A 21,287-nucleotide genomic window follows, 5' to 3' on the forward strand; every position below is an offset into this window, starting at 1 on the left:
ACCGCCTACAAGATCAAGATTACATCGTTAACACGCACTTGAAAATATGGTGAAATGAAACCAAATGGGAAAAAAAGAAACCAGCCCGCGAAGAAGCTCAGGCTGGCGTTCAGCTTATGCTGTTGTGATGGAGCAGCTTGAACTGCTCCGGTGTGATGCCTTCCGATTTGCGGAAGGTCGCCACAAAATGGCTGGCGTCGTAAAATCCGACCCATTCAGCCACTTGCTTCACTGCAATGAGCGGATCGGTTGCTAGCATATTTTTGGCTTTCGAGATGCGCAGCTGGATCAGGTAGGCATAAGGACTAGTGCCAAGCAGGTTGCGGAACAGCTTGTTTAAATATTGGGGACTGACTGCTATGAACCCAGCCATCTGCTCCAAGCCGACCGAGGAGTCCTGATAGTGGTCATTCAGCCACTCAATCAGCGGCTGCAGCTTGACATTGTGATGAGATGTCGGATTGCTTTGATTTTCTGCATATGTCTTTAAATGGGACAAAAATCGATACACACTAGATGATCCATCCAGGCCGGGAGCCATTTCATTCATGAACATCCGCGTCATCCGAACCAGCCATTTATCCAAAGGTGTTTGGGAAGGCCATTGGTAGGCAGATGGGTACTCCAGTCCCAGGGAAGCAAGCAGTGTCTGCGTCTGAGACCCGCCAAAGGTAACGAATGCGGTACGCCATTTGCTGGAAACAGCCTCATATTGACGCGGCATGTTCGGGGGAAGCAGCACACCCGTATTCTTCGGCAGAAGAAAGGTTTGTCCGGCAGCCTGAAATCGGCCTTCCCCCTCAATCGTTTGCAGCCAATGATAATACGGGTAGCCATTCGGCCAATTAACGTTCTCCTGCTCGTGAACTCCAATGCTATCTATAAATAACGGCAGCTTTCTTTCCTGCTTAAGCACAATAAAATATCGCAGCATGTCCAATTCAATCACAACCTTCTTTTTCCACTGTTTAATGTGTTGTTTATATGCTGCTTACACGCTGTTTACTTGCTGTTTTTATGCTGTATGGATAATTATACACCATCCTGACGAGGGGGCAATGAGGATTCACGTGAGGAAAATGTAGTTTTGAATTTGTAAAAATAAGGATTTTTTGTGAAAACTGCATGGTTTTTAATATTTCAACCGTCTATCTCTTTGTAAGACCACTAATAAGTCAAAAATAAGGGCTTGGAGGCCAGAAATGATTGAACTAAAGCAAGTCAGCCATCAGTTTAAAATCGGTAAAAAAACTACTGAACGCATAGTTCCGGTACTGCATGATATTAGCCTGCATATCGAGAAAGGGGAAATTGTGGCGATTGTAGGCAGAAGCGGGTCCGGCAAATCAACACTGCTCAACCTGATCAGTGGTTATCTTCGACCGTCAGAGGGAGAAATCTATGTGCAGAAGCGCGCCGTTACCCGCTTGAGCGAAGGCGAATGGGCCGACTTTCGGCTGCAGCATTTCGGCTTTATTTTCCAAAGCTTTCAGCTCATTCCGAGTATGACTGCCTTTGCAAATGTAGAGCTTCCTTTAGTACTTAAGGGCGTTAAAGAGAGCGAACGCAGGAAACAAACCCTCTTGATGCTGGAAAGGGTCGGACTGCAGGATTATGCGGAGCATTATCCAAGCGAGTTGTCTGGAGGCCAGCAGCAGCGGGTAAGCATAGCCCGGGCACTTATCGTGAATCCACCTATTCTACTGGCAGACGAGCCGACAGGAAGCCTTGACAGTGAGAATGAACATGAGCTTTTGCGCTTTATTGAACAGTTGAACAAGGAGCAGGGCATCACCTTCCTCATCATCACCCATGACGACAAAGTCGCATCCTTTGCCAATCGTACCATCCTGCTGCAGGACGGAAAAATCGTAGATCGGAGATTATTATGACTTTTAAAGACAAGCTATCCTTTGTCCGGCAAAATATGAAAAAAAATCGTTCGCGCGTATTTATGACCGTGCTGGCAACAGCTATGGGCTGCGCATTTCTGATCGTGCTGGCATCTGTAGGATTCGGGCTCCAGCGCAGTGTGGTCCAGCAAATAACCGGTGATGGCCTTTTAACTGAAATCAGTGTTCATGGAAAATCCTTAGACGGTAATTATTATCCCTTAGCAGATAAAGATCTAGCCGGGCTCAAAGCCGTTAAAAACGTTAAGGCTGTTACTCATAAGCAGTTTATACAACAAAATATCCAATTTTACTGGAATGAATTTGAAGCCTCTGCACCTGCGGTTGCTGTAGATTTTGAGGAAGAGGCCAAAGCCGGACTCGAGCTGTCAGCTGGCGGACTTCCAACGGCAGAACATGAGGTTATTGCAGGATTTCATTTTGCAAGCGCACTAAAGGGCTATAAGGAAAAAGATGAGAACATCATGACCCAAAACAACGCTGAAATGATCGGAAAAACAATTGAAATGGAAGCTTCACAGTGGGAGGGGGGCAAACAGCTAATCAAGCGTTTCCCTGTTACCGTTGTTGGTATTGCCAAGAAGCCAACAAAGGAATGGATCAAAGATACCAACTTATCCATCAGCGGGTCTATGCTGCAGCAAATTGAAGAGTTTACAAAAACAATAAGAGGGATTCAGCTGCCGCAGCAGACTGAACAGGAGCAACAAGGAACAGGCTCTGAACAAAACGGCTCGGAAGCCGTACAGCAAATGAAGGATGAACTGGACATTTCTAAGCCCCGATCGTATGACAATGTCAACGTATACGCCAAAGACGCTAAAAACGTCAAAAACATTTCCGATGAGATTAACAGCAATGGCTATACCAGCTATTCAATCGCCAACGAGCTTGAGCAAATCAATGTATTTTTTCTTGTTCTAAAGATTGGCCTCATCTTTGTCGGAACGATTGCAATCCTTATCGCCTCTATAGGCATCTATAATACTATGACCATGGCGGTCACTGAGAGGTCTCAGGACATTGGCATTATGAAAGCAATTGGCGCTCATCCATCTACGATCAAAAATATTTTTCTCATAGAAAGCAGCTATATCGGGCTTCAAGGAGCCGTCGTTGGCACAATTGTCGCCTATGGAATCAGCTATGTGGTTAATATTGCGCTTCCGTTTGTAATTCTTAATTTTGCGAAAGAAAGTTCCCCGGAGGGTCTCATATTTTCCTATATTCCCTGGTCGCTGTCCTTGCTTTGTATTGCTATCAGCTTTGGTGTAGCTGTACTATCAGGAGTAAGACCTGCGAGACGAGCTACACAGGTCGATGTATTGAAAGCTTTGCGAAGAGACATATAAGCGGCTCTAATTAAGCTTCTGCATGCTTATCAAAGAATCATAAATATTCCAAAATCAGTCCGGCCGTTTCTTCAATCGCCTTATTCGTCACATTGATTACCGTGCAGTTAAGCTGTTTCATCAAGCCTTGTGCATATTCCAGTTCATCAACAATACGCTGGAGCGTTGCATATTTGGAGCCGTCGGGAAGCCCGACGGCTTTCAGACGTTCTGACCGGATCTTCAGTATGCTGTCTGCATCCATCGTCAGTCCGATAATCCGGTGACTAGGGATTTTGAACAGCTCGGTAGGCGGCTTCACTTCCGGCATAACCGGCAGGTTGGCGACCTTAATTCCTTTATGGGCCAGAAAAATGCTCAATGGTGTCTTCGAGGTACGGGATACCCCTATCAGCACAACCTGTGCCTGCAGCATCCCGCGTGCATCACGCCCGTCGTCATATTTGACAGCAAATTCAATAGCCTCTACGCGGCGGAAATAATCAGCATCCATCTCATGCAGCAGACCGGGCTTGCGCTTGGGAGCATCTCCATAAGTATCGATAAATGCTTGCATCATCGGTCCCATGATATCGACTGCGCGGACACCCAGACGGATGGCCTCGGATTTCATCATTTCTCGAAGCTCCGGCTGCACCAGCGTATAAGCCACAAAGCCGCCGCTTGCCGCCGCATCTTCGACGATTTTACGGATTTCATCCTCCTGCTTGATATGACCGAAGCGTTTCATTTTAACCTGCTCGGCATTAAATTGATGAATGGTAGCCTGGGCTACCGCTTCTGCCGTGTCCCCTACTGAATCGGAGCAAATGTACAAATGCTGCTGCTCTCTCATCACACTTCACTCCTTCCTTTATGATGCAAGGTCTTCTGCTTGTCCTTTAATGCTCCAAGAGCAGGTCAAGCAGCACCCTTGTCATCCCTGTTTTGGTAATACGGCCTACCACTTCCACCCTTGGCGTGTCGCCAGCCTCATTGTGAATGAGTACTACAGGCAGGCTGTCCACCTGATGATGGATCATCTTGCGGGCTGCTTCGGCCACAGTATCCTCTGGACCGATTGTAATCAGATTCGGCTGGCGCGTCATGACCAGGCTAAGCGGCATAGTCGTTACATTCGGATTGCCGAGTGTAACCTTGAGCAAATCCTTGCGCGATACGATGCCAAGCAGCGTGCTTTCAGCGTCAGCTACAATCAGGGAGCCGACATTTTCCAGAAACAAGGTGATCACAGCTTCGTGCACTGAAATCGTATCTCTGACGATTACTGGCATACCTTGAATATCCTTGACCCTCAGCTCCTGCAGCTTAAGCAGGGATTGCCCTTCCGGCAGCAGTGCATGTCCGGGAAAATAACCGACCTTCGGCTTGGCATCCAGCATCCCAAGCATCACAAGCACAGAAAGATCCGTACGAATAGTTGGCTTGCTGATGCCGAGCATTTCGGCGATTTGCTCTCCGGTAATTGGGGCGTTCTTGCGGACAAGCTCCAGCACATCCTTCTGCCTGTTTGTCAGCTCGATGATGCTTCCCTCCTCATACAAACCCGGAAGCGTGTAGACCCTAGTCTGCAAGCTTCCGGGATAAGTTTTTATTATATAACTATAGTCAAAATTCAGGCAAATTACAATGAGCTTAGCATGAACTTACAATGAGTCCTGCATTGAGTCCTACAATGAACTTACAATGAAGAACTTACACTTTCCTGCAGCTGACGCACTTCTTCCTTATCACCAAGTGTAATTTGCGCCTGGGCCGCTGCTATTCTTGCGAGAGGCACACGGAACGGCGAACAGCTCACATAATTCAACCCTGTCTGATGGCAAAAGAAAATCGATTCCTTATCGCCGCCATGCTCACCGCAAATGCCCGTTTTGAGCTGCGGCTTCTGCTCCCGACCCTGCTTCACAGCCCAATCGATCAACAGGCCTACACCTTCGGTATCCAGCACCTGGAACGGATTTTTTGGCAAAATATTATGGTCCACATAATGCGTCAGGAACTTGCCCTCGGCATCATCCCGGCTGTAGCCAAAAGTCATCTGTGTCAAATCATTCGTTCCAAAGGAGAAGAAATCCGCATGCTGCGCTATTTGCGCCGCTGTTAATGCCGCTCTCGGCACCTCAATCATCGTTCCAACCTTGTAAACAACATGCTTCAGCTCAGTGCCCAGCTCCTGAACGGCAGTACGATCAACAAGCTCCCGCATAGCTTTGAGTTCGTTGGAATGACCAACCAGCGGAATCATAATTTCCGGTATAACTGTAATGCCTTTGCTTCTGCAAGCAAGCACAGCACGGAAAATGGCAACAGCCTGCATCTCATAAATCTCTGGAAAAAGAATCCCGAGTCTGCAGCCGCGTTGTCCCAGCATCGGGTTCGACTCCTGCAGATTGCGCACCTTGCGAATCAAGGTGTCTAGCTCAATCCGTTCCGGAACGCTGGACAGTGCACCGTCCACATTAGCTGCGGCCGGCTGGCCCTGAGGCTCATGCTTCAGCTGCTCCTGGCGAATCAACAGCTCCTCCAGCTTCGGCAAAAATTCATGCAGCGGCGGATCCAGCAGGCGAATCGTTACCGGCAGCCCGCTCATCGCTGTAAAGAGACCCTCGAAGTCGCTTTGCTGCATCGGCAGCAGCTGCTCCAAGGCGACTTTACGCTCTTCAAGGCCATCTGCCAGAATCATCGCCTGTACGACCGGCAGCCGCTCAGCTGACATAAACATATGCTCCGTACGGCAAAGTCCGATACCTTGGGCACCAAATTCGCGGGCTTTCGCCGCGTCCTCTGGCGTATCGGCATTGGTCCGAACTTCAAGCTTGCGCACAGCATCCGCCCATTGCAGCAGCTCGTTGAGCTCCTCACTCACCTCAGGCTCCTTAAGCTCAACTGTGCCAAGGATAACGCGTCCGGTTGAACCGTCAAGTGTAATCCAGTCGCCTTCACGAACGGTGACATTCCCGGCGCGGAACTGCGGCTCATCTTCATCGATACGCACTTCCTCACAGCCGCAGACGCACGGCTTGCCCATTCCGCGAGCCACTACCGCTGCATGGCTGGTCATGCCGCCACGGCTCGTCAGTACGCCTTCAGCTGCAATAACGCCGTGGATATCCTCTGGACTCGTTTCGCTGCTGACCAGTACAACCTTCTTGCCGCTGCGAACCCATTCCTCAGCCGTATCTGCATCAAATACCGCCTGCCCCGTAGCTGCACCTGGGGATGCAGGAAGACCAGTAGCCAGCACATCCAGCTTGATATCTTCATCGATCGCACGGTGGAGAAGCTGATCCAGATGCTCCACTTCAATGCGCTGCAGCGCTTCTTCGCGGCTCAGGATGCCTTCATTCACAAAGTGTACCGCCAGCTTCACAGCAGCCTGTGCTGTTCTTTTGCCATTGCGGGTCTGAAGAATGAAGAGCTCTCCCTTTTCAACCGTAAACTCTATGTCCTGCATATCCTTATAATGAGCTTCCAGTTTGGCTGCCGTATGGGCCAGCTTGGCATAAACCTCAGGCATTTCATTCTCTAGCTGGGCGATCGGCAGCGGCGTTCTTACTCCTGCAACAACGTCTTCACCCTGCGCATTTGTCAGGTATTCTCCATACAGATGCTTCTCACCGGTTGATGGGTTGCGTGTAAACAAAACTCCCGTACCGCAATCATCTCCTCTGTTGCCAAAAACCATGGACTGAATATTCACGGCTGTACCCTGCGAATCAGGAATGCCATAAACCTTACGGTACACTGCAGCACGCTGATTGTTCCATGAGCGGAAAACTGCTTCTACAGCAAGCTCCAGCTGCTCATACACATCCTGAGGAAAGCTGCGTTTTGCTCTTTGTTCTATAATAGCCTTGAACTTCTCAATAATAGCGACCCAGCCCTCCACAGGCATATCTTTATCCTCATGAATGGAGCGCTCAGCCTTCATCTGATGCAGCAGCTTCTCAAAGTGCAAGCCCTCTATGTCAAAAACAACGTTGCCAAACATCTGTATCAGTCTTCTATAACAATCAAAGGCAAAACGCGGATTACCCGTATTTCGCGCCAGTGCTTCCACGGTTTCATCATTAAGCCCCAAGTTCAGAATCGTATCCATCATCCCTGGCATGGAAGTGACGGAGCCTGATCTAACCGAGACGAGTAAAGGATCCTCTACGCTTCCAAATGTCTGTTTCTTGCTCGCTTCCACTTGAATCAGTGCAGTCCGGATTTCTTCAAACAAGCCTTGCGGAAGTTGACTTCCATTTGCGTAATATTCACGGCAAGCCTCAGTCGTTACAGTAAATCCAGGAGGTACCGGCAAGCCCGCATTCGTCATTTCCGCGAGATTTGCCCCTTTACCTCCAAGCAGCGTCTTCATTGCGGCGTTTCCTGCCTGGAAATGCAGCACTCTTTTTCCGTTCATCGTTCGCTTCCCCCTCTGCTAGCTTGCAGCCATTTCGAAATGTTAAAATTTATACGACGTAATTAAAATGAATAAACCTTAATTAATATATACTATATAATTATATAATGTGCAATATATAAATAATATTTAGTGTTTAACCTAGCCTTTATGCTTCCTCTTAAGGTTCTTGGGGGAATACGAGCCCACAGGAGGGACATTCCATATGTGCAGGAGTGAGTGCTTCCTGACAAGCTGGGCAATATTCATCGAACTGCCTGGACGATCTATCCTGCTTGTAAGCTGGTAACAGGCTGCCAAACTCGGACAATTTCTGCCCATCCACCTCGATCACAACTAAATCCTCCGTGAGAAACCATTCAATTTTGCCACTTTCACTGCATACTGCCGCAAGCGGCAGTTCCCCCGATTCGCGATGCGGAAACAGCGCCCCACCCAAAAAACTCGATCTAGAATCAACATAAGCTGCGTAACTCGTACCGAGCATAATATATGCTTGCTTCGTTTCCCGATGCTGCACAATAATAGCCATAATCATCAGCCTCCTATTTATTCATACATGTCGCTTTTGGTTTAAAATAACTATACACTAATTATAGTACCATAATGTGGAAAGGAAGGTGTTCTTTATGCATGTTGTAACAGCAGAGGAAATGAAAAAATTAGAGCTGGAAACGATCCAGCAGATCCATATCCCAGCAATCTTGTTAATGGAAAATGCCGGAAGAGGCGTTGCGGAAGCGGTACTCAGAGAGGCTAAATCAAGTGGGTCACGTTGGCTGGTGCTGGCTGGAAAAGGAAATAACGGTGCAGACGGAGTCGTGGCGGCCCGGCAGCTGGCTGAGGCAGGGTTGGAGATGAGCATCATTTACGCTGAAGAGCCTGATGATTATGGCAGCGGTGAGGCACTTTTACAGCGGGACATTGCACAGGAATGGGGCATTCCCTTTGCTGCGGCAGGAGATGCTCCGGTTGAATGGTGGCATTATGACGGAATCATCGATGCTTTGCTTGGGACCGGGAGTAAAGGCGCCCCGCGCAGGAAATACGCGGAACTGATCACCGAAGCGAATGAAAGCGGACTGCCCATAGTTTCTGTGGACATTCCGAGTGGTATTGATGCGGATACAGGCGAGGTTTACATACCCTGCATCAAAGCAAAGCAAACGATATCCTTCGCTTTCTATAAACGCGGGCTTCTGCAGTTTCCCGGTGCTGCACAAGCTGGGACAATAGAGATATGCCCAATCGGTATTCCAGCCAAACTAGCGGTAAAACACGATATTCGCACATTTCGCCTGGATGAATTCCTGCTGAAGCAGCGATTGGCTGTGGCAACGAATGGCACTCGCACCGCCGATGCCCATAAAGGCTCATACGGCCATGTGCTGCTAGCTGCAGGGAGCCGATCGATGAGCGGCGCCGGACTGCTCAGCAGCAAAGCGGCTCTGCGCGGCGGCTGCGGCCTGGCTACATGGGCGCTGCCCGAGCAGGCAGCGCGGCTGATGCCGGGCCACTTGCCCGAGCTTATGCTGGCCGCGCTGGGGGGTGCTGGCGCGGCGGAATGGAGCGGCGTGCAGCCGGAAGAGCTGCTGGCACTCGCCGCGGGCAAGGATGCCCTTGTGATCGGCCCTGGGCTTGGCCGCTGGGAAGCGGACGGCAGCTGGCTGCGTTCCGTCTGGGAAGGCACAGCATGTCCTTTGGTAGTTGATGCTGATGCGTTGAATATGCTCGCTGATGCCAAGGACTGGACGAGCTGGACACAAAGGCAGGCGCCAGTTATCCTCACGCCTCATCCAGGAGAGATGGCACGGCTGGCAGGCATATCCGTATCCGATGTGCAGCGGGACAGGGTTTCACTCGCTCGAAGCTTTGCCAGTCAGCATGGTGTCACCTTAGTGCTTAAGGGTGCGGGTACGGTTGTGGCGACTCCGGAAGGCTATGTATACCTGAACACAACTGGCAACCCCGGCATGGCCACCGGAGGGTCAGGCGATGTACTGGCCGGCTTGATCGGCAGCCTGCTAGCACAAGGCTTCAGAGCCGAGCAGGCCGCTGCCTTCGGTGTGTACAGCCACGGAGCTGCTGGAGATAGAGCGGCAGCCAAAAGGCACTCTCCAGGCTCCTTGATCGCAGGAGACATTATTGAAGAGCTGTAGAATACGCAGATGCTGCGTCCTTTGATGAGTGGGTGTGCGTGGGTATGGGTATGGGTATGGGTATGGGTATGGGTATGGGTATGGGTATGGGTATGGGTATGGGTATGAGTATGGGTATGGGTATGAGGTATGCGTAGGTAAACAAAGGTTTCACCATGAGGAGAGGATCACCGAGAAGTGAGAGATACCTAGAGTGCCTAGAGTATGTGGGTATGTAGAGTATGTAGAGTACCCGGATTACCCGGATTATCAGGGATAAGGGGGAGATCCCCAATGCTGTCAGGTTAAGCTGGCCAAATATGTGCGGTTTTTCACCTACATTAACCGCTTCGGCCCCTCATAAGCACATTGTGGTCGGTTTTTCGCCTACATTCGGCCGCTTCGGATTAGGCGTGCCTTCTAATCGGGGAAAGCTAAACCTCAACTTGCATGTTAATCTGACAACATTGGGAGAGATCCCTCCTATCCACAATGCCTTTACCTTGCAAGTCATCCTAGGCCGCAGCTTTTCTCTTTCCGATCATGTTAACGATGTTTTTCATCGTTAACTGAAGCATTTTTCCCGCAATTTTCTTGAATAACGATGTTTTTCATCGCTATTCGGCTCGTTCATCCGTCAAGAGCGCTTATTCTAGGCTTTTAACGATGTTTTTCATCACTAAGTCGCTCGAGTCCAGGAAATTCGGCTAAATAACGATGTTTTTCATCACTAAAACTATCGAGGGGCAGGCAAGGGCCACCCAACTTGGCGTTGTCTTGCATAGTTCAGCCTGATTCGATGCAAGATTGTTGAATGAAGGTACTTGGTACTGTACTTGGAACCATCCATCAGTCTTGAAGAGGGTCTGTCGTACTTTCCTCAAATGTCTTTGACCGACGCGCACGCAACCCCATCTGCTTCATATAGATACTCACGGTGCGCACCGTCACATTAAATCCTTCTAAATGGAGCAAACCAGCAATTTTGGGACTTCCATATTTGCTTTGTTTGTCCTTGAAGTGGAAGGAAATCCGCTCCATTATTTGGGCCTTACGCTGCTCCCGTTGACTCGTTTCTGTTGTTCTCCACTTATAATAGCCGCTACGGGATACTTCCAACAATTCGCACATCTTCTCCACTCGAAAATCGGAGTGATGATCTTCGATAAATTGGAACCTTAGTTCCTTTCTTGGCCGAAGATGTGCATGGCTTTTTTTAAGATGGCAACCTCCTCTTTTAGCTCTATTTGCTCACGTTCTTTTTCTTTCAGCAACTGCTCCAACTGACGGGCTTTATCCTCTTTTGCAGCTGCCTGCTTGTCAAAATGTTCGTACTTCCCCTTCCATTTATAGAGTGTTTCCACCGAAATCTTAAGTTCATCTGCGATTTCCGGTAAGGTCTTCGCCTGCTCTTGCATATATCTTACTGCCTGGATTTTAAAGTCATTGCTGTAACTCTGCTGTATTTTTCCCATAGTAAAGACACCTCTTTCTTTCCTCATTAATTTCATTATCCATCCCCCTCCGCCTGCTGTCTACTCATTATTCTGATTCTACATGATTCCCCCTCTCCAACCATCTTCTGCAGCAGTTACTTATGAGACAAAAACAAACAATCCCGTTCACTATACTAGTGTTCGGGATTGTTTGTTTTGCTTTGCACTCACATTAACGATGAGTTCGAAGCTTGTTATATCCTTTGTCTCCATAGGGCTCAAGCTCATCCAACCATTTCTGCTCCAGCGCTTCAATCTCTTTTTTGTAATCATGCTTCAAATCATCAACGGGCTTAATTTGCTCCAGCGTTTCAAAAATAAACGCCTCTTCCCCATATTCATTCCAGTCCTGCTGCAGCTCTTTAATGTCACATGAACCCATTTTCAGTACGAATTCATAGCGATTTTTTGCCGCGTCCAGATTGGGAGTTCCGCCAATTAGAATTTTCGAGTTGATTGTATTTGTAAGACGGAATACTCCCATGGGCCTTGTCGATTGCTGATAGGCAAGTGTAAGTTCCTTACGTCTGTTCATTTGTAATCTCTCCTCTTTTCATCTTTCATCTTTCTTCTTTCTTCTTTCTTCTTTCATCTTTCTTCTTAATTCTCTAAACCTTCACCCAATAAGAGCTGCAATCATCCAACCGGTCCATAAAACCATATTCGATCAGATATCTGCGAAGTGTTACATAATCATCGTATATAGCTTTCAGTACCTCATTGATTTCATGTTCCGTATATTTGCGGTCGATTTCAAATTTACCAATGATATGCTTTAACAAAGCTACTTTTCGCTTTTCCCTTTTGGGAAATGTACTCAGCTTGCCTTCCCTTCCCACTGGAAAATAGGTGTTGAGAATTTCTTCATTTTCCTCTTCTGTCAAGTTAAATCGCTCGTCCACCACGGTGGCCGATTTGTGTATCGTCACAAACCTGGGCCTCTGCGGCTGTGAGGCTTCCACCAGCTCCATAATTGTCAAAAAAACCTTGGCCTGCTTCTCTTTCTCCCGAAAAGTAAACCGGTGATTGCGAATCGTAGAAGCACTGCCGCCCTCCAGCTTAACAATTTCACTGTCGCTATAGCCTTTATAAAAATATTCCAGCAAGTTTTTTTGCAGATCGGTTAAGCCTGTGAGCTTTTTATTAAGTCCGATCAGGTATTCAAACATGGAGATGTGCTCGTGACTGACATGCACGGAAGCAAACTTCTCTGCTTCATAATACGTGTCCCCCTCCCGGTATATAATCCCTTTCTCGAATTCCTTTCCACACACCAGGCATATATATTTCTTGGCATTATCCTCGTAGACATATCCCTGTTTCATCTCTTCCACACTTGCGCCCCAAAACCGCTCTGAAAGATCATTCATTCAAACATCACTTCCAAATGTTTATTTATTATATAGACATTATATAATTTTGTTTACTATTTTTCAACCTTTTAATTGTTCTACTTAAACTCTCTTGAACTCTTTTGCATTCTTTCGAACTGTAATATCCTTATTTTTTTATTTTATAAAAACGACTGACAGCAAACGTGCCTATGATCAAAATAAAGGTGGTAACCAGGCTGCCCTCAGCACCGAAGCCTCCTCCAGAAATCAGGGAAGGTCCCTGAGGTTCTACTAGCAAAATAGATTCCATCGATAATCCGGAAACCTTAAATCCATAAATTCCGCCTTGCATAAAATTCCACGACAGATGCAGACCGATTGGCATCCACAGGCCGCCTGACAGCTCTCTTGCAGTTCCGAACAGAATGCCTGCCAGCAGCAAATTTATGATAGGCAAAGGCGAGCTCCACATGCTTCCGTTAAAAGAATGCAGCATTGCGAAAACGACCGCCTGCGCGGCAATGGCAGCCTTCACGCCTAATGGGAAGCGGAATACTCCCTGAACGTAACCACGTGCAAATATTTCCTCACTCACTGCTACTCCGATCATAACCAGGAGCCAGCCGAGCAAATCAAGTGCCAAAGCCGCACTCCAGACAGCAGAAACGACCTGCACGCCACCGAAAAGCCATATTAATCCGCAAATAAGCGTTATCAAAACAAATCCTGCAAATAAGCCCTCAAAGCTGCTGCGTATTATTCCTTTCCTGGCAACGCCTAAAGACCAGCCTTTTTTTCTTTCAAACATATAGAACATCAGCCAAGCAGCTCCGATAAATCCCAAAAATTGTGCAAACATGGCTAGCTTCCCGAACATCGGATCCTGGAACAGCCTCGCAGGCCCATCCAGAAGCTCAGGCTTTAAAATAATAGCGATAAGAGCAGCCCCAATAGATAAAATCACTGCAAGTACCATAGTCACTAGAAGTGCCAAAAGCACTTTACCGATGGCAGCCATCACATTTCTGGAGTTTTGCGCCGCGTTGGACATGAGTATCTCCTCTTTCTCTCTTTTTTTGCATGTGCTTCTAATTATTATGATATAAACATTATGATAAACGCTTCATCTACTATCAGCAAATGATCCTTGTATTCATAACCGCCTCATGACAAAATAGAAGATACAAAAACGTACCGGAGGAAACTCGCATCATGCAATTTGTACTCATCGCTCTATGGTTAATTGCAGTTCTTCTTATTATCATTGATCCGCGTTCTGTTATGCTGCGTTGGATGAGCGCTATCGCTTTCACTGGAGGCACGGGTGCTTTGGCTGCAGTGCTGGACTCAAGCCTTGTACCCTATCTGGAGATTATGTCCAACCAAGCGATCGTGACGTTAACAAACCAGGTACAGGCGGTTAGCTCTGTGCTGTCTTATTATGGGGTTCCTTATTCCTTTGCCATGCTTGCGCTTCAATACAACACCTGGTTCCATCATACCCGGCTAAATAAAGTACTGCCCTACTTGCTGCTGCTTCCGCCTGTGCTTTGCCTGCTTTTTACACCTTGGTATACAGAAGCTTATCCCATTGACTTTCCTGTCGTTTCACTGTGGGCTATCCCCTACATTGTCCTGGGCTCGATCTTGATTATTTTCAAAAAAGAACGGCTGCCCGCCATGCAAAGAACGCATTTATTTACTTGCTTGACGCTGATTCCGCCCTTGGTCTGCTTTGCCATACTGAATTATTTGCTCCCTACTCTCGGCTTTTACCGGATGTGGGTGTATAATATTTGGAGCTTGGCCGTTATCGTTCCTTTTTTTGTATTCACATTTTTAAAATACGGCTTCTTTGGAGTGCGGCTCCTGATTGAGGGCAGAAAGCTTGATTCTACGCTCAGAGCTATTACTTCGGGTACAGCGATTCTGAATCATGCGATTAAAAATGACATTGGCAAAATCCGCCTTTTTAGCGAGAAAATGAATCATTACGCGGAGCAAACTAATCAACCTGAGTTGATAGAGGATTTAAAGATCATTGCTTCAGCATCCGAGCATATCCGTGAAATGATTGGACGGGTGCACGAGCAGACGCAGGAAATACCCATGAAGCTTTCTGTCGTTTCTCTAAAAGAAATGCTGCAGCACTTACTCCAGCAATTGCAGCCGTATCTGCACAACGTTGAGGTCAAGCTGGAAATACCCGCTGAATTACATTTGCAATGTGACGAAGCACAGTTGAAAGAAACCTTAAGCAATATCATTATGAATGCGGCAGAGGCTATGCCTCAGGGAGGCTTACTGGCGATCAAAGTGTTTATCACGAAAAAATACGTTGTCCTGGAAATAAGAGATACGGGTATCGGCATGGAAAAATCTGTTTTAAAGCAATCTCTTGAGCCTTTCTACACAACTAAAACAGCAAGCCGCAACAATTTCGGGTTAGGCCTTGCATATTGCTATAATGTACTTAAAAAGCATGGAGGAACCTTGGAGCTAAGGAGCGAAAAAGGTAAGGGAACCAGTGTGTTTCTGTCTTTCCCTGCCAAGCTGATTCAAAAACAGAACTACACTACGGAGGAAAATTATGAATCCGATCAGATTGCTCATCGTAGAGGATGACTTGGACTGGTTAAGAGGACTAACTGATTTTTTAAACAGACAGCCCGATTTCACTGTTGCGTTAACAGCTTCAACACTCGAAGAAGCTCGCACAATTTTAAGTGAACCGGCATTACAAATAGATGTAGCGCTGCTTGATATTATGCTGAATGATATGCCGTCAGGCATTTACTTGGCGGAAGAAGCGGTACAGTCTTGGGGGATTAAGGTCATTATGCTGACCTCCATGGAAGAGAAGGAGCTGATTTTCCGCTCCTTTCAGGCAGGGGCAATTGATTATCAAATCAAATCGAGCTTTGAGGAGCTGCCAGCAGCGATCAGGGCAGCCCATTCCAAAAACTCACCTATCAACGCAGCTGTAGCTGAGAAGCTGCGCGATGAGTTTCGCAGACTTAAACGTTTGGAGCATGAGTTTAAAGTAAAGGAGGTAAGCGATTTAATTACTCCTACGGAGCTACAAGTTCTGGAGATGATTGATCGGGGCCACACCCAGACTGAGATCGCAAGCCGATTTTTTATTTCCTTACGTACCGTTAAAATCCACGTCGGACACATTCTAAAAAAACTGGGCAGCTCCAGCAGCAGAGATGCGGCTAAGCAAGTGCGGGAGCTTGGGCTCTTTGAAGATAAGAAAGGACAAGAGGGTAAACCTCCATTAGAGGACTAGCAGCTTACCGGCAGCTAGTGGATATCTTTCTTCTTGAAACGACCGCCTTTGACATCATGAATATTTCCTACAGCCATGAAAGCATTGCTATCCAGCTCATCAACGATCGACTTCAGCTTCGCTTCCTCCAGCCGGGTTATGACAACAAAAATCACTTTTTTGTCATCCCCGGTAAACCCGCCTTCTCCTTTTAAATAAGTGACGCCGCGGCCCAGCCGATTTAACAAGGCATCGCCGATATCCTGAAACCGCTCACTGATGATCCAGACCGACTTCGACTCGTCGAGACCTTCAATCGTCAGATCAATCATCTTGAATGCAATGTAGTAGGCAATAAGGGAGTACATCGCTCTGTCCCAGCTATATACGAAGCCAGCAGAGGCGAGGATGAACAGATTGAAAAACATAACGACCTCACCCACGGAAAAGGGTGTTCGTTTGTTGAACAGGATAGCAATAATTTCGGTGCCATCAAGCGAGCCGCCAAAGCGAATAACGAGGCCGACTCCAACCCCAAGTATAATACCGCCGAATACGCCGGCAAGCAAAGGGTCAATCGTTAGCGGCGGTACCGGGTGAAGCAGTGCAGTGCCAACGGACATAATCGTAATAGCGTACAGGGTAGAAAGCGCAAAGGTTTTTCCGATCATCTTATAGCCGATGTAGAGAAACGGAAGATTAAGTAAAAATAAGAAAATTCCGACGGGCAAGCCGCTTAAATAAGAAGTCATGATTGAAATCCCTACAATTCCCCCATCGATAATGTGATTGGGAACCAAAAAGATTTCTAACCCTACCGATACGAGGGCCGCTCCAATGAATAAGAAAACAGCTCTTTTGAGTAGTGCGACCTTTGTCATTTTTTTGTGCTGGAGCGGTAGCGTAGATGAACTGAGCAGTTTGACTTGTTCTTGGTTGATCAAAAATAAATTCCTCCTTTTTCTAAAAATGGAGCGATCACGATACCGTTAACTCCCCTGTCTTTCTATATTATCATAAAAGATCCCTGTATATCCTCAAAAATCGCTATCATTTGTATAAATTTGTTCCTATATCGATATTTTTTAAACTTTATTTTTTTCCTCCTGGCTTTTTCCTTTTAATAAATCGCCAAGCCAGCCTTTCTTAAGCAGCCATAAATAGACGAATAGCGTGCTAATGAATATAAAAGCCAGCGATCCAAAATAGCCCCATTGCCACTCCAGCTCCGGCATTTCCTCGAAATTCATCCCCCATATAGCCGCAAACGCCATAACAGGTGTAAAAATAGCCGTAAATACAGTTAAAGCTCTCATAATTTCATTGCCGCGATAATTGGTCAAGTTATCATCGATCGAAAGCAGGGTGTCGATTTGCTTCTCGTAATAATTTTGCAGGGTAACTATTCGTTCCAATCTAAGCTTAGTCCGCTTATAATCTTCGCTTTGTTCAAGATCATCCAAATAAACCTCTTCAGCAGCGAGACTTATTTCCTGCAGCGGAATCGTTAGCGACGTCCAATGCAGCAGCAAATAACGATGCTTAATAATTTCATCCAGCACACTTCCACGATTGCGTCCCTCTTTCATCTCTATTTCCAGCATGCGGAGAGACTCCTCAAAATCATCGATTCCTTCTAAAAACTTATTTATTATTTCTCCGATAAGCACAAAAAAACCATCTACCGCCGATTTACTGAACTCCAGCTTTCGGATAAGCTCCTCCTGCTCCTGCTCTGACCAAAATTGTTGATTCAGCTCATTCGTTACCAGCTTGTCTTGAGTCACATAATAACGCAAGAGCGGCAGTTCGCCGATCTTCTCAGGATCACGACCATACTCCAAAAAGCCATAGAAAGCTTTATTATCACCTAGAACATGAACGCCTACAGAGTTCTTACAAACTCTTTCACCCCGCTCCAGCCATTGGATGAAAACCGTATCTGCTTCCTGATTGCTATCTATTTGCACTTCATCACTTTGATGAAATTGCTGCCAATTCCATCCCGTGTGGAACTTTCGAATCGTTAGCGCCATATTCTTTTCTCCCTTCAATCGGATATTTAATCAGATATTTAATCAGATATTTAATCAGATATTTAATCAGATATTCATTCAGCTATGCATTCAGCTAATCATTCATTACCTCTCTCACTCATCCCATGAAACAATGGAAATATGCGTCATGTTTCTCTTTTGGTAAATAAATTTTCAATATTCTACCTGTTTCATACCTAATTCAAAAGGTTAAGAATGTAACAAGTTAGTCAAACAGCTTGCAGGAAAGTATGCTGAAGCACTAAATGAGATTGATTCCACATCCAAAAAGAAAGGTGGTGTTTTCTATGCTAGGCTTGGCTTTCGTCTTTCTTGTTGTAGCAATTGTCGCAGGTGTTTTTGGTTTCTTCGGTCTTGCCGCCGCTGTAGCAGGAATAGCCAAATTCTTATTTGTGGCTTTCATTATTTTATTCGTAGTCTTTCTTGTATTGGGAAGAAGAACGCGAGTATAGACTTGCTTAACTACTAAATTTATTAGGAGGAATTTACTATGAGTGAATATACTACAGTCCACACGGTAAACAATATCCTGGAAACTCGCAAAAAAATTGAAGACTTGCAGCGCGAAGGTTATCTGAAAGAAAATATATTCGTGTTGACTCACGACAAAGAACGAACTGAACATATTGTAGATCACACAGACGGCAATCAGATTGGTGTTGCTGATGAGGGTGTATTGACAGCAGTGGCCAACATATTCCGCTCAAGAGGTGATGAGCTCCGGGCCAAGATGCAAGCAATGGGTGTCTCCCGCGAATATGCGGAGCATCTGGAGGGCGAACTGGACAAAGGGAAAATTGTCATTCTTGCTTGGGGTGGCACCACATATGAAGGCGATAAATACGATCAGAATATTACCTATTATCCACCTTTTAACCGGACTACGATCCTTTAATTCGGAGTACGTAACTCGGACAGAAATAAAAAAAGACCGCTTGTCCTCTACAGGATAGGCGGTTTTTTTCTTTAATCATGTATGGTCATATGATCCAGGTATGATCTTATGACCTCAGCTAATTCGGCTTCTCGCTTTTACCGATTTTGCATACTCCGAAGGACTGGTTCCAGTAGTCTTTTTGAATGCTTTAGAGAAGTGATGTACACTGCTAAAACCGAGCATACCTGAAATTTCAGTGAAATTTTTGGAATCTTCCCGTATTAATACTTTGGCTCTGTTGATTTTCAAGTTGGAAAAATAGGCCATGATGGTGGTGCCTGTCTTCTTTTTAAACAGCTCTTTGAGCTTTGTTTTGGCTAGATGCAGCGATTCACTCATTTCTGCCAAGGATACCTTCATATTCAGATGGTCTTCCATGTAATGCATGATGTCGCGGATCGTTTGGTCATCACTTTTCTCCCTAGCCGGATAGGAGAGCGCCTCCTCCTGCTTGACCGAATGGTCTTTGCGCAGCAAGCGGATCAGAAACATCTCCAAATAAATTTTGATCATTTGCTCACAGCCCACCGGCGCGGACTCCTTGCGGTTCAATGGATGCTGAAACGGAAAGGAGAAGGCATCCATGCCTTCCTTGATCATTTCTGCCAGCAAATTTCTTTCCCCGTCCTGCAGCGAAATGATCTGGTTCTCGAAATGCTTCATCGCGATTGACAAGCAGTCGAAGGTCATCACAATAATATTGGGTGCTGAACCCCCATAAGCATAAAAGCTGTGGAATTCATTGGGTTTATGAAAAATGATCGTTCCTTGCTTAAGCAGATGACGTTCCGTATCGGTTGTAACCTCAACCTCACCTTTGTCCACATATAGAAATTCCCAAAAGTCATGCCGCTCTCCGGGAAACACATAATTGTTTGCGAACTCAAAATAAAAAATAGTAATAATTCTATTGATGACAATCGTTTGCTTCAATAGTGTTCTTTGAAGTTCCAAAACACTACCCCCTTTATGAAAAAACCTATTAGAAATCTTTTAGAAACTGAAACCCGTATCGTTCTCTCATCTATCTTACTTCGTCTTCGGTAATCTGGAAAGTTTTATTAGCTTAGTTCGATTATACAAAAAAAGTGGCTTCTTTAACAAAGAAAATGTTGGTCACTCCCTTTATAATGGGAACAGTTTAAACATCAAACCAAACAGAGGGGTCGAACTCAATGAAGCTTGGAGTAATCGGTTATGGAGGCCGCATTAGCGGTGTAATTAATGAAATCATCAAATACGATCCGGATTGCCGCATAACGGCTATTGCTGACGTAAAAAAATTCGACATTAGCGAAAATGGAAAAGATAACGCTTTAAAGGATGTTCACTTTTATGACACAGCAGACGCCATGCTTGATACGGAGTCCCTTGACGGGATATTGATCGGCACCCGCTGCTCGATGCACACAGAAATGGCTTTAAAAGTGCTGCCCAGGGGCATTCCTTTATTTTTGGAAAAGCCAGTATCTACGAACATGGAGGATTTGCGCAGGCTCAAGCATGGCTTTGAAACCGGTTTATCGCAGGTGCTCGTTTCCTTCCCGTTAAGAGTAACCTCCATCGTTAAGTTAGTTAAAGAAATTATTGCCTCAGGTAAAGTTGGCACAATAGAACATGTCCAAGCTGTGAACAACGTTCCCTATGGCGGCGTATATTTTCACAACTGGTACCGTGATGAGAACGAAACTGGCGGACTTTTTCTGCAAAAGGCTACCCATGACTTCGATTATATCAACGATGTGCTTCAGCTTAAACCGGAGAGTGTATGCGCAATCACATCCAAACAGATCTTCAAAGGGGATAAGCCTGCAGGCTTAAAGTGTGTCGATTGCGAGGAAAATAGAACCTGTGAGGAAAGTACGGCATTTGCTGAAAAGGATATACGCGAAGCTTGGCCTTACTGTTCATTTGCCGAGGATACAGGCAACGAAGATTCTGGAAGTGCCCTGATTCGCTATGAAACAGGCATGCATGTTTCTTACTCTCAAAACTTTTTCGTCAGAAAAGCTGCTGGTTCCCGGGGAGCACGTTTCATGGGCTACAAAGGCACTGTGGAATTTGATTTCTATACGAATCAAGTCAAGGTGTTTATGCATCATACACCAAGAGTGGAGACGTACGATATTGATCCGGGAGAAGCACATTTTGGCGGCGATGCGACGCTTGCTGCGAACTTCGTCCAAATGATGAAAGGCTCAGAAGCTCCCATTAGCCCTCTTGGAGACGGACTTCTGAGCGCATTACTTTGCTTAAAAGCAAAGGAGTCTGCCAAGACCGATACGTTCCAGAAAATTGAATGGTAGTAAACGCCTTGCGGCGTCCTTTGAGGGTGCGTGTTCATGGCTTGGGTGCGTCGTGGAGGGAATAGCTGTGGG

Annotated in this window: 21 protein-coding genes; 8 read left to right on the forward strand and 13 right to left on the reverse strand. The window is 46.3% G+C overall.

The annotated features are described in order from the left end of the window. Nucleotides 1–109: 109 nt before the first annotated feature. On the reverse strand, nt 110–949 hold the full coding sequence (locus J2Z66_RS03280) for an AraC family transcriptional regulator (protein ID WP_209969908.1): 840 nt from the start codon (nt 947–949) through the stop codon (nt 110–112). Nucleotides 950–1,202: 253 nt separating this feature from the next. On the opposite strand from J2Z66_RS03280, the gene J2Z66_RS03285 reads away from it, so the two are divergent. Both J2Z66_RS03285 and J2Z66_RS03290 read left to right on the forward strand, forming a co-directional pair. Then, nucleotides 1,203–1,892, forward strand: a complete 690-nt coding sequence (locus J2Z66_RS03285) for an ABC transporter ATP-binding protein (RefSeq protein ID WP_209969910.1) — start codon at nt 1,203–1,205, stop codon at nt 1,890–1,892. Beyond that, complete coding sequence (locus J2Z66_RS03290; RefSeq protein WP_209969911.1) at nt 1,889–3,265, forward strand: ABC transporter permease; 1,377 nt, start codon at nt 1,889–1,891, stop codon at nt 3,263–3,265. The genes J2Z66_RS03285 and J2Z66_RS03290 overlap by 4 nt, the downstream gene beginning before the upstream one ends. Before the next feature lie 37 nt (nt 3,266–3,302). Here the strand turns inward: J2Z66_RS03290 and J2Z66_RS03295 are convergent, their stop codons facing one another. The 4 genes from J2Z66_RS03295 to J2Z66_RS03310 form a co-directional block, all read right to left on the reverse strand. Then, nucleotides 3,303–4,100, reverse strand: a complete 798-nt coding sequence (locus J2Z66_RS03295) for a pyruvate, water dikinase regulatory protein (protein WP_209969913.1) — start codon at nt 4,098–4,100, stop codon at nt 3,303–3,305. A gap of 46 nt (nt 4,101–4,146) precedes the next feature. Then, nucleotides 4,147–4,809 (reverse strand): CBS domain-containing protein, encoded by a 663-nt coding sequence (locus tag J2Z66_RS03300; RefSeq protein ID WP_209970311.1) that lies wholly within the window; start codon nt 4,807–4,809, stop codon nt 4,147–4,149. A 137-nt stretch (nt 4,810–4,946) separates the two neighbouring features. Further along, nucleotides 4,947–7,676 (reverse strand): pyruvate, phosphate dikinase, encoded by a 2,730-nt coding sequence (ppdK, locus tag J2Z66_RS03305; protein ID WP_209969914.1) that lies wholly within the window; start codon nt 7,674–7,676, stop codon nt 4,947–4,949. Nucleotides 7,677–7,836: 160 nt separating this feature from the next. Next, on the reverse strand, nt 7,837–8,208 hold the full coding sequence (locus J2Z66_RS03310; protein WP_209969916.1) for a hypothetical protein: 372 nt from the start codon (nt 8,206–8,208) through the stop codon (nt 7,837–7,839). Between the two features lie 97 nt (nt 8,209–8,305). Here J2Z66_RS03310 and J2Z66_RS03315 point away from each other — a divergent pair, with 97 nt between their 5' ends. After that, the gene (locus J2Z66_RS03315) at nt 8,306–9,835 is read left to right on the forward strand and encodes an NAD(P)H-hydrate dehydratase (RefSeq protein WP_209969918.1); all 1,530 of its coding nucleotides are present in this window, start codon (nt 8,306–8,308) and stop codon (nt 9,833–9,835) included. Nucleotides 9,836–10,663: 828 nt separating this feature from the next. On the opposite strand, the gene J2Z66_RS03320 is transcribed toward J2Z66_RS03315, so the two are convergent. The 5 genes from J2Z66_RS03320 to J2Z66_RS03340 form a co-directional block, all read right to left on the reverse strand. Continuing rightward, a complete protein-coding gene (locus J2Z66_RS03320) occupies nt 10,664–10,936 on the reverse strand; it encodes an IS3 family transposase (protein WP_209969920.1) in 273 nt (90 codons plus the stop codon). A 56-nt stretch (nt 10,937–10,992) separates the two neighbouring features. After that, nucleotides 10,993–11,325 carry a transposase gene (locus J2Z66_RS03325; RefSeq protein ID WP_245375250.1) on the reverse strand — a complete coding sequence of 111 codons (333 nt, stop codon included), beginning with the start codon at nt 11,323–11,325 and terminating at the stop codon, nt 10,993–10,995. A 157-nt stretch (nt 11,326–11,482) separates the two neighbouring features. Next, nucleotides 11,483–11,845 (reverse strand): GIY-YIG nuclease family protein, encoded by a 363-nt coding sequence (locus J2Z66_RS03330; RefSeq protein ID WP_209969922.1) that lies wholly within the window; start codon nt 11,843–11,845, stop codon nt 11,483–11,485. 73 nt (nt 11,846–11,918) lie between these two features. Then, the gene (locus tag J2Z66_RS03335; protein ID WP_209969923.1) at nt 11,919–12,680 is read right to left on the reverse strand and encodes a DUF2087 domain-containing protein; all 762 of its coding nucleotides are present in this window, start codon (nt 12,678–12,680) and stop codon (nt 11,919–11,921) included. A 130-nt stretch (nt 12,681–12,810) separates the two neighbouring features. After that, nucleotides 12,811–13,695, reverse strand: a complete 885-nt coding sequence (locus J2Z66_RS03340; RefSeq protein WP_209969924.1) for a CPBP family intramembrane glutamic endopeptidase — start codon at nt 13,693–13,695, stop codon at nt 12,811–12,813. A 161-nt stretch (nt 13,696–13,856) separates the two neighbouring features. Between J2Z66_RS03340 and J2Z66_RS03345 the strand changes: the two genes are divergently transcribed. Both J2Z66_RS03345 and J2Z66_RS03350 read left to right on the forward strand, forming a co-directional pair. Continuing rightward, nucleotides 13,857–15,269: a sensor histidine kinase gene (locus J2Z66_RS03345; RefSeq protein ID WP_209969926.1), complete on the forward strand. Its 1,413-nt coding sequence runs from the start codon at nt 13,857–13,859 to the stop codon at nt 15,267–15,269. Further along, nucleotides 15,235–15,936, forward strand: coding sequence for a response regulator transcription factor (locus J2Z66_RS03350; RefSeq protein ID WP_209969928.1), 702 nt, complete (start codon nt 15,235–15,237; stop codon nt 15,934–15,936). Before J2Z66_RS03345 ends, J2Z66_RS03350 begins: the two co-directional genes overlap by 35 nt. Nucleotides 15,937–15,950: 14 nt before the next feature. Here the strand turns inward: J2Z66_RS03350 and J2Z66_RS03355 are convergent, their stop codons facing one another. Continuing rightward, a complete protein-coding gene (locus J2Z66_RS03355; RefSeq protein WP_209970313.1) occupies nt 15,951–16,796 on the reverse strand; it encodes a YitT family protein in 846 nt (281 codons plus the stop codon). A gap of 204 nt (nt 16,797–17,000) precedes the next feature. Further along, on the reverse strand, nt 17,001–17,951 hold the full coding sequence (locus tag J2Z66_RS03360) for a magnesium transporter CorA family protein (protein ID WP_209969929.1): 951 nt from the start codon (nt 17,949–17,951) through the stop codon (nt 17,001–17,003). A 308-nt stretch (nt 17,952–18,259) separates the two neighbouring features. Here J2Z66_RS03360 and J2Z66_RS03365 point away from each other — a divergent pair, with 308 nt between their 5' ends. Both J2Z66_RS03365 and J2Z66_RS03370 read left to right on the forward strand, forming a co-directional pair. Then, on the forward strand, nt 18,260–18,424 hold the full coding sequence (locus J2Z66_RS03365) for a DUF1328 domain-containing protein (RefSeq protein ID WP_209969931.1): 165 nt from the start codon (nt 18,260–18,262) through the stop codon (nt 18,422–18,424). Between the two features lie 38 nt (nt 18,425–18,462). Next, entirely contained in the window at nt 18,463–18,867 is a 405-nt protein-coding gene (locus J2Z66_RS03370) for a YflT domain-containing protein (protein WP_209969933.1), read from the forward strand. A gap of 114 nt (nt 18,868–18,981) precedes the next feature. Here the strand turns inward: J2Z66_RS03370 and J2Z66_RS03375 are convergent, their stop codons facing one another. Beyond that, nucleotides 18,982–19,863 carry an AraC family transcriptional regulator gene (locus J2Z66_RS03375; protein WP_245375251.1) on the reverse strand — a complete coding sequence of 294 codons (882 nt, stop codon included), beginning with the start codon at nt 19,861–19,863 and terminating at the stop codon, nt 18,982–18,984. A 221-nt stretch (nt 19,864–20,084) separates the two neighbouring features. Here J2Z66_RS03375 and J2Z66_RS03380 point away from each other — a divergent pair, with 221 nt between their 5' ends. Beyond that, complete coding sequence (locus J2Z66_RS03380; protein WP_209969934.1) at nt 20,085–21,215, forward strand: Gfo/Idh/MocA family protein; 1,131 nt, start codon at nt 20,085–20,087, stop codon at nt 21,213–21,215. Nucleotides 21,216–21,287 lie beyond the last annotated feature (72 nt).

Source organism: Paenibacillus eucommiae (assembly GCF_017874215.1).
Taxonomy (GTDB): domain Bacteria; phylum Bacillota; class Bacilli; order Paenibacillales; family NBRC-103111; genus Paenibacillus_AI; species Paenibacillus_AI eucommiae.

Bases quoted from the DNA above. Each gene is read 5' to 3' on its own strand.
- J2Z66_RS03315 (WP_209969918.1), top strand. From the start codon at position 8,306: ATGCATGTTGTAACAGCAGAGGAAATGAAAAAATTAGAGCTGGAAACG.
- J2Z66_RS03380 (WP_209969934.1), top strand. From the start codon at position 20,085: ATGAAGCTTGGAGTAATCGGTTATGGAGGCCGCATTAGCGGTGTAATT.
- J2Z66_RS03360 (WP_209969929.1), bottom strand. From the start codon at position 17,951: ATGGCGCTAACGATTCGAAAGTTCCACACGGGATGGAATTGGCAGCAA.
- J2Z66_RS03285 (WP_209969910.1), top strand. From the start codon at position 1,203: ATGATTGAACTAAAGCAAGTCAGCCATCAGTTTAAAATCGGTAAAAAA.
- J2Z66_RS03355 (WP_209970313.1), bottom strand. From the start codon at position 16,796: ATGACAAAGGTCGCACTACTCAAAAGAGCTGTTTTCTTATTCATTGGA.
- ppdK (WP_209969914.1), bottom strand. From the start codon at position 7,676: ATGAACGGAAAAAGAGTGCTGCATTTCCAGGCAGGAAACGCCGCAATG.
- J2Z66_RS03335 (WP_209969923.1), bottom strand. From the start codon at position 12,680: ATGAATGATCTTTCAGAGCGGTTTTGGGGCGCAAGTGTGGAAGAGATG.
- J2Z66_RS03330 (WP_209969922.1), bottom strand. From the start codon at position 11,845: ATGAACAGACGTAAGGAACTTACACTTGCCTATCAGCAATCGACAAGG.
- J2Z66_RS03325 (WP_245375250.1), bottom strand. From the start codon at position 11,325: ATGAAATTAATGAGGAAAGAAAGAGGTGTCTTTACTATGGGAAAAATA.
- J2Z66_RS03345 (WP_209969926.1), top strand. From the start codon at position 13,857: ATGCAATTTGTACTCATCGCTCTATGGTTAATTGCAGTTCTTCTTATT.
- J2Z66_RS03350 (WP_209969928.1), top strand. From the start codon at position 15,235: ATGAATCCGATCAGATTGCTCATCGTAGAGGATGACTTGGACTGGTTA.
- J2Z66_RS03340 (WP_209969924.1), bottom strand. From the start codon at position 13,695: ATGTCCAACGCGGCGCAAAACTCCAGAAATGTGATGGCTGCCATCGGT.
- J2Z66_RS03365 (WP_209969931.1), top strand. From the start codon at position 18,260: ATGCTAGGCTTGGCTTTCGTCTTTCTTGTTGTAGCAATTGTCGCAGGT.
- J2Z66_RS03295 (WP_209969913.1), bottom strand. From the start codon at position 4,100: ATGAGAGAGCAGCAGCATTTGTACATTTGCTCCGATTCAGTAGGGGAC.
- J2Z66_RS03370 (WP_209969933.1), top strand. From the start codon at position 18,463: ATGAGTGAATATACTACAGTCCACACGGTAAACAATATCCTGGAAACT.
- J2Z66_RS03310 (WP_209969916.1), bottom strand. From the start codon at position 8,208: ATGGCTATTATTGTGCAGCATCGGGAAACGAAGCAAGCATATATTATG.
- J2Z66_RS03290 (WP_209969911.1), top strand. From the start codon at position 1,889: ATGACTTTTAAAGACAAGCTATCCTTTGTCCGGCAAAATATGAAAAAA.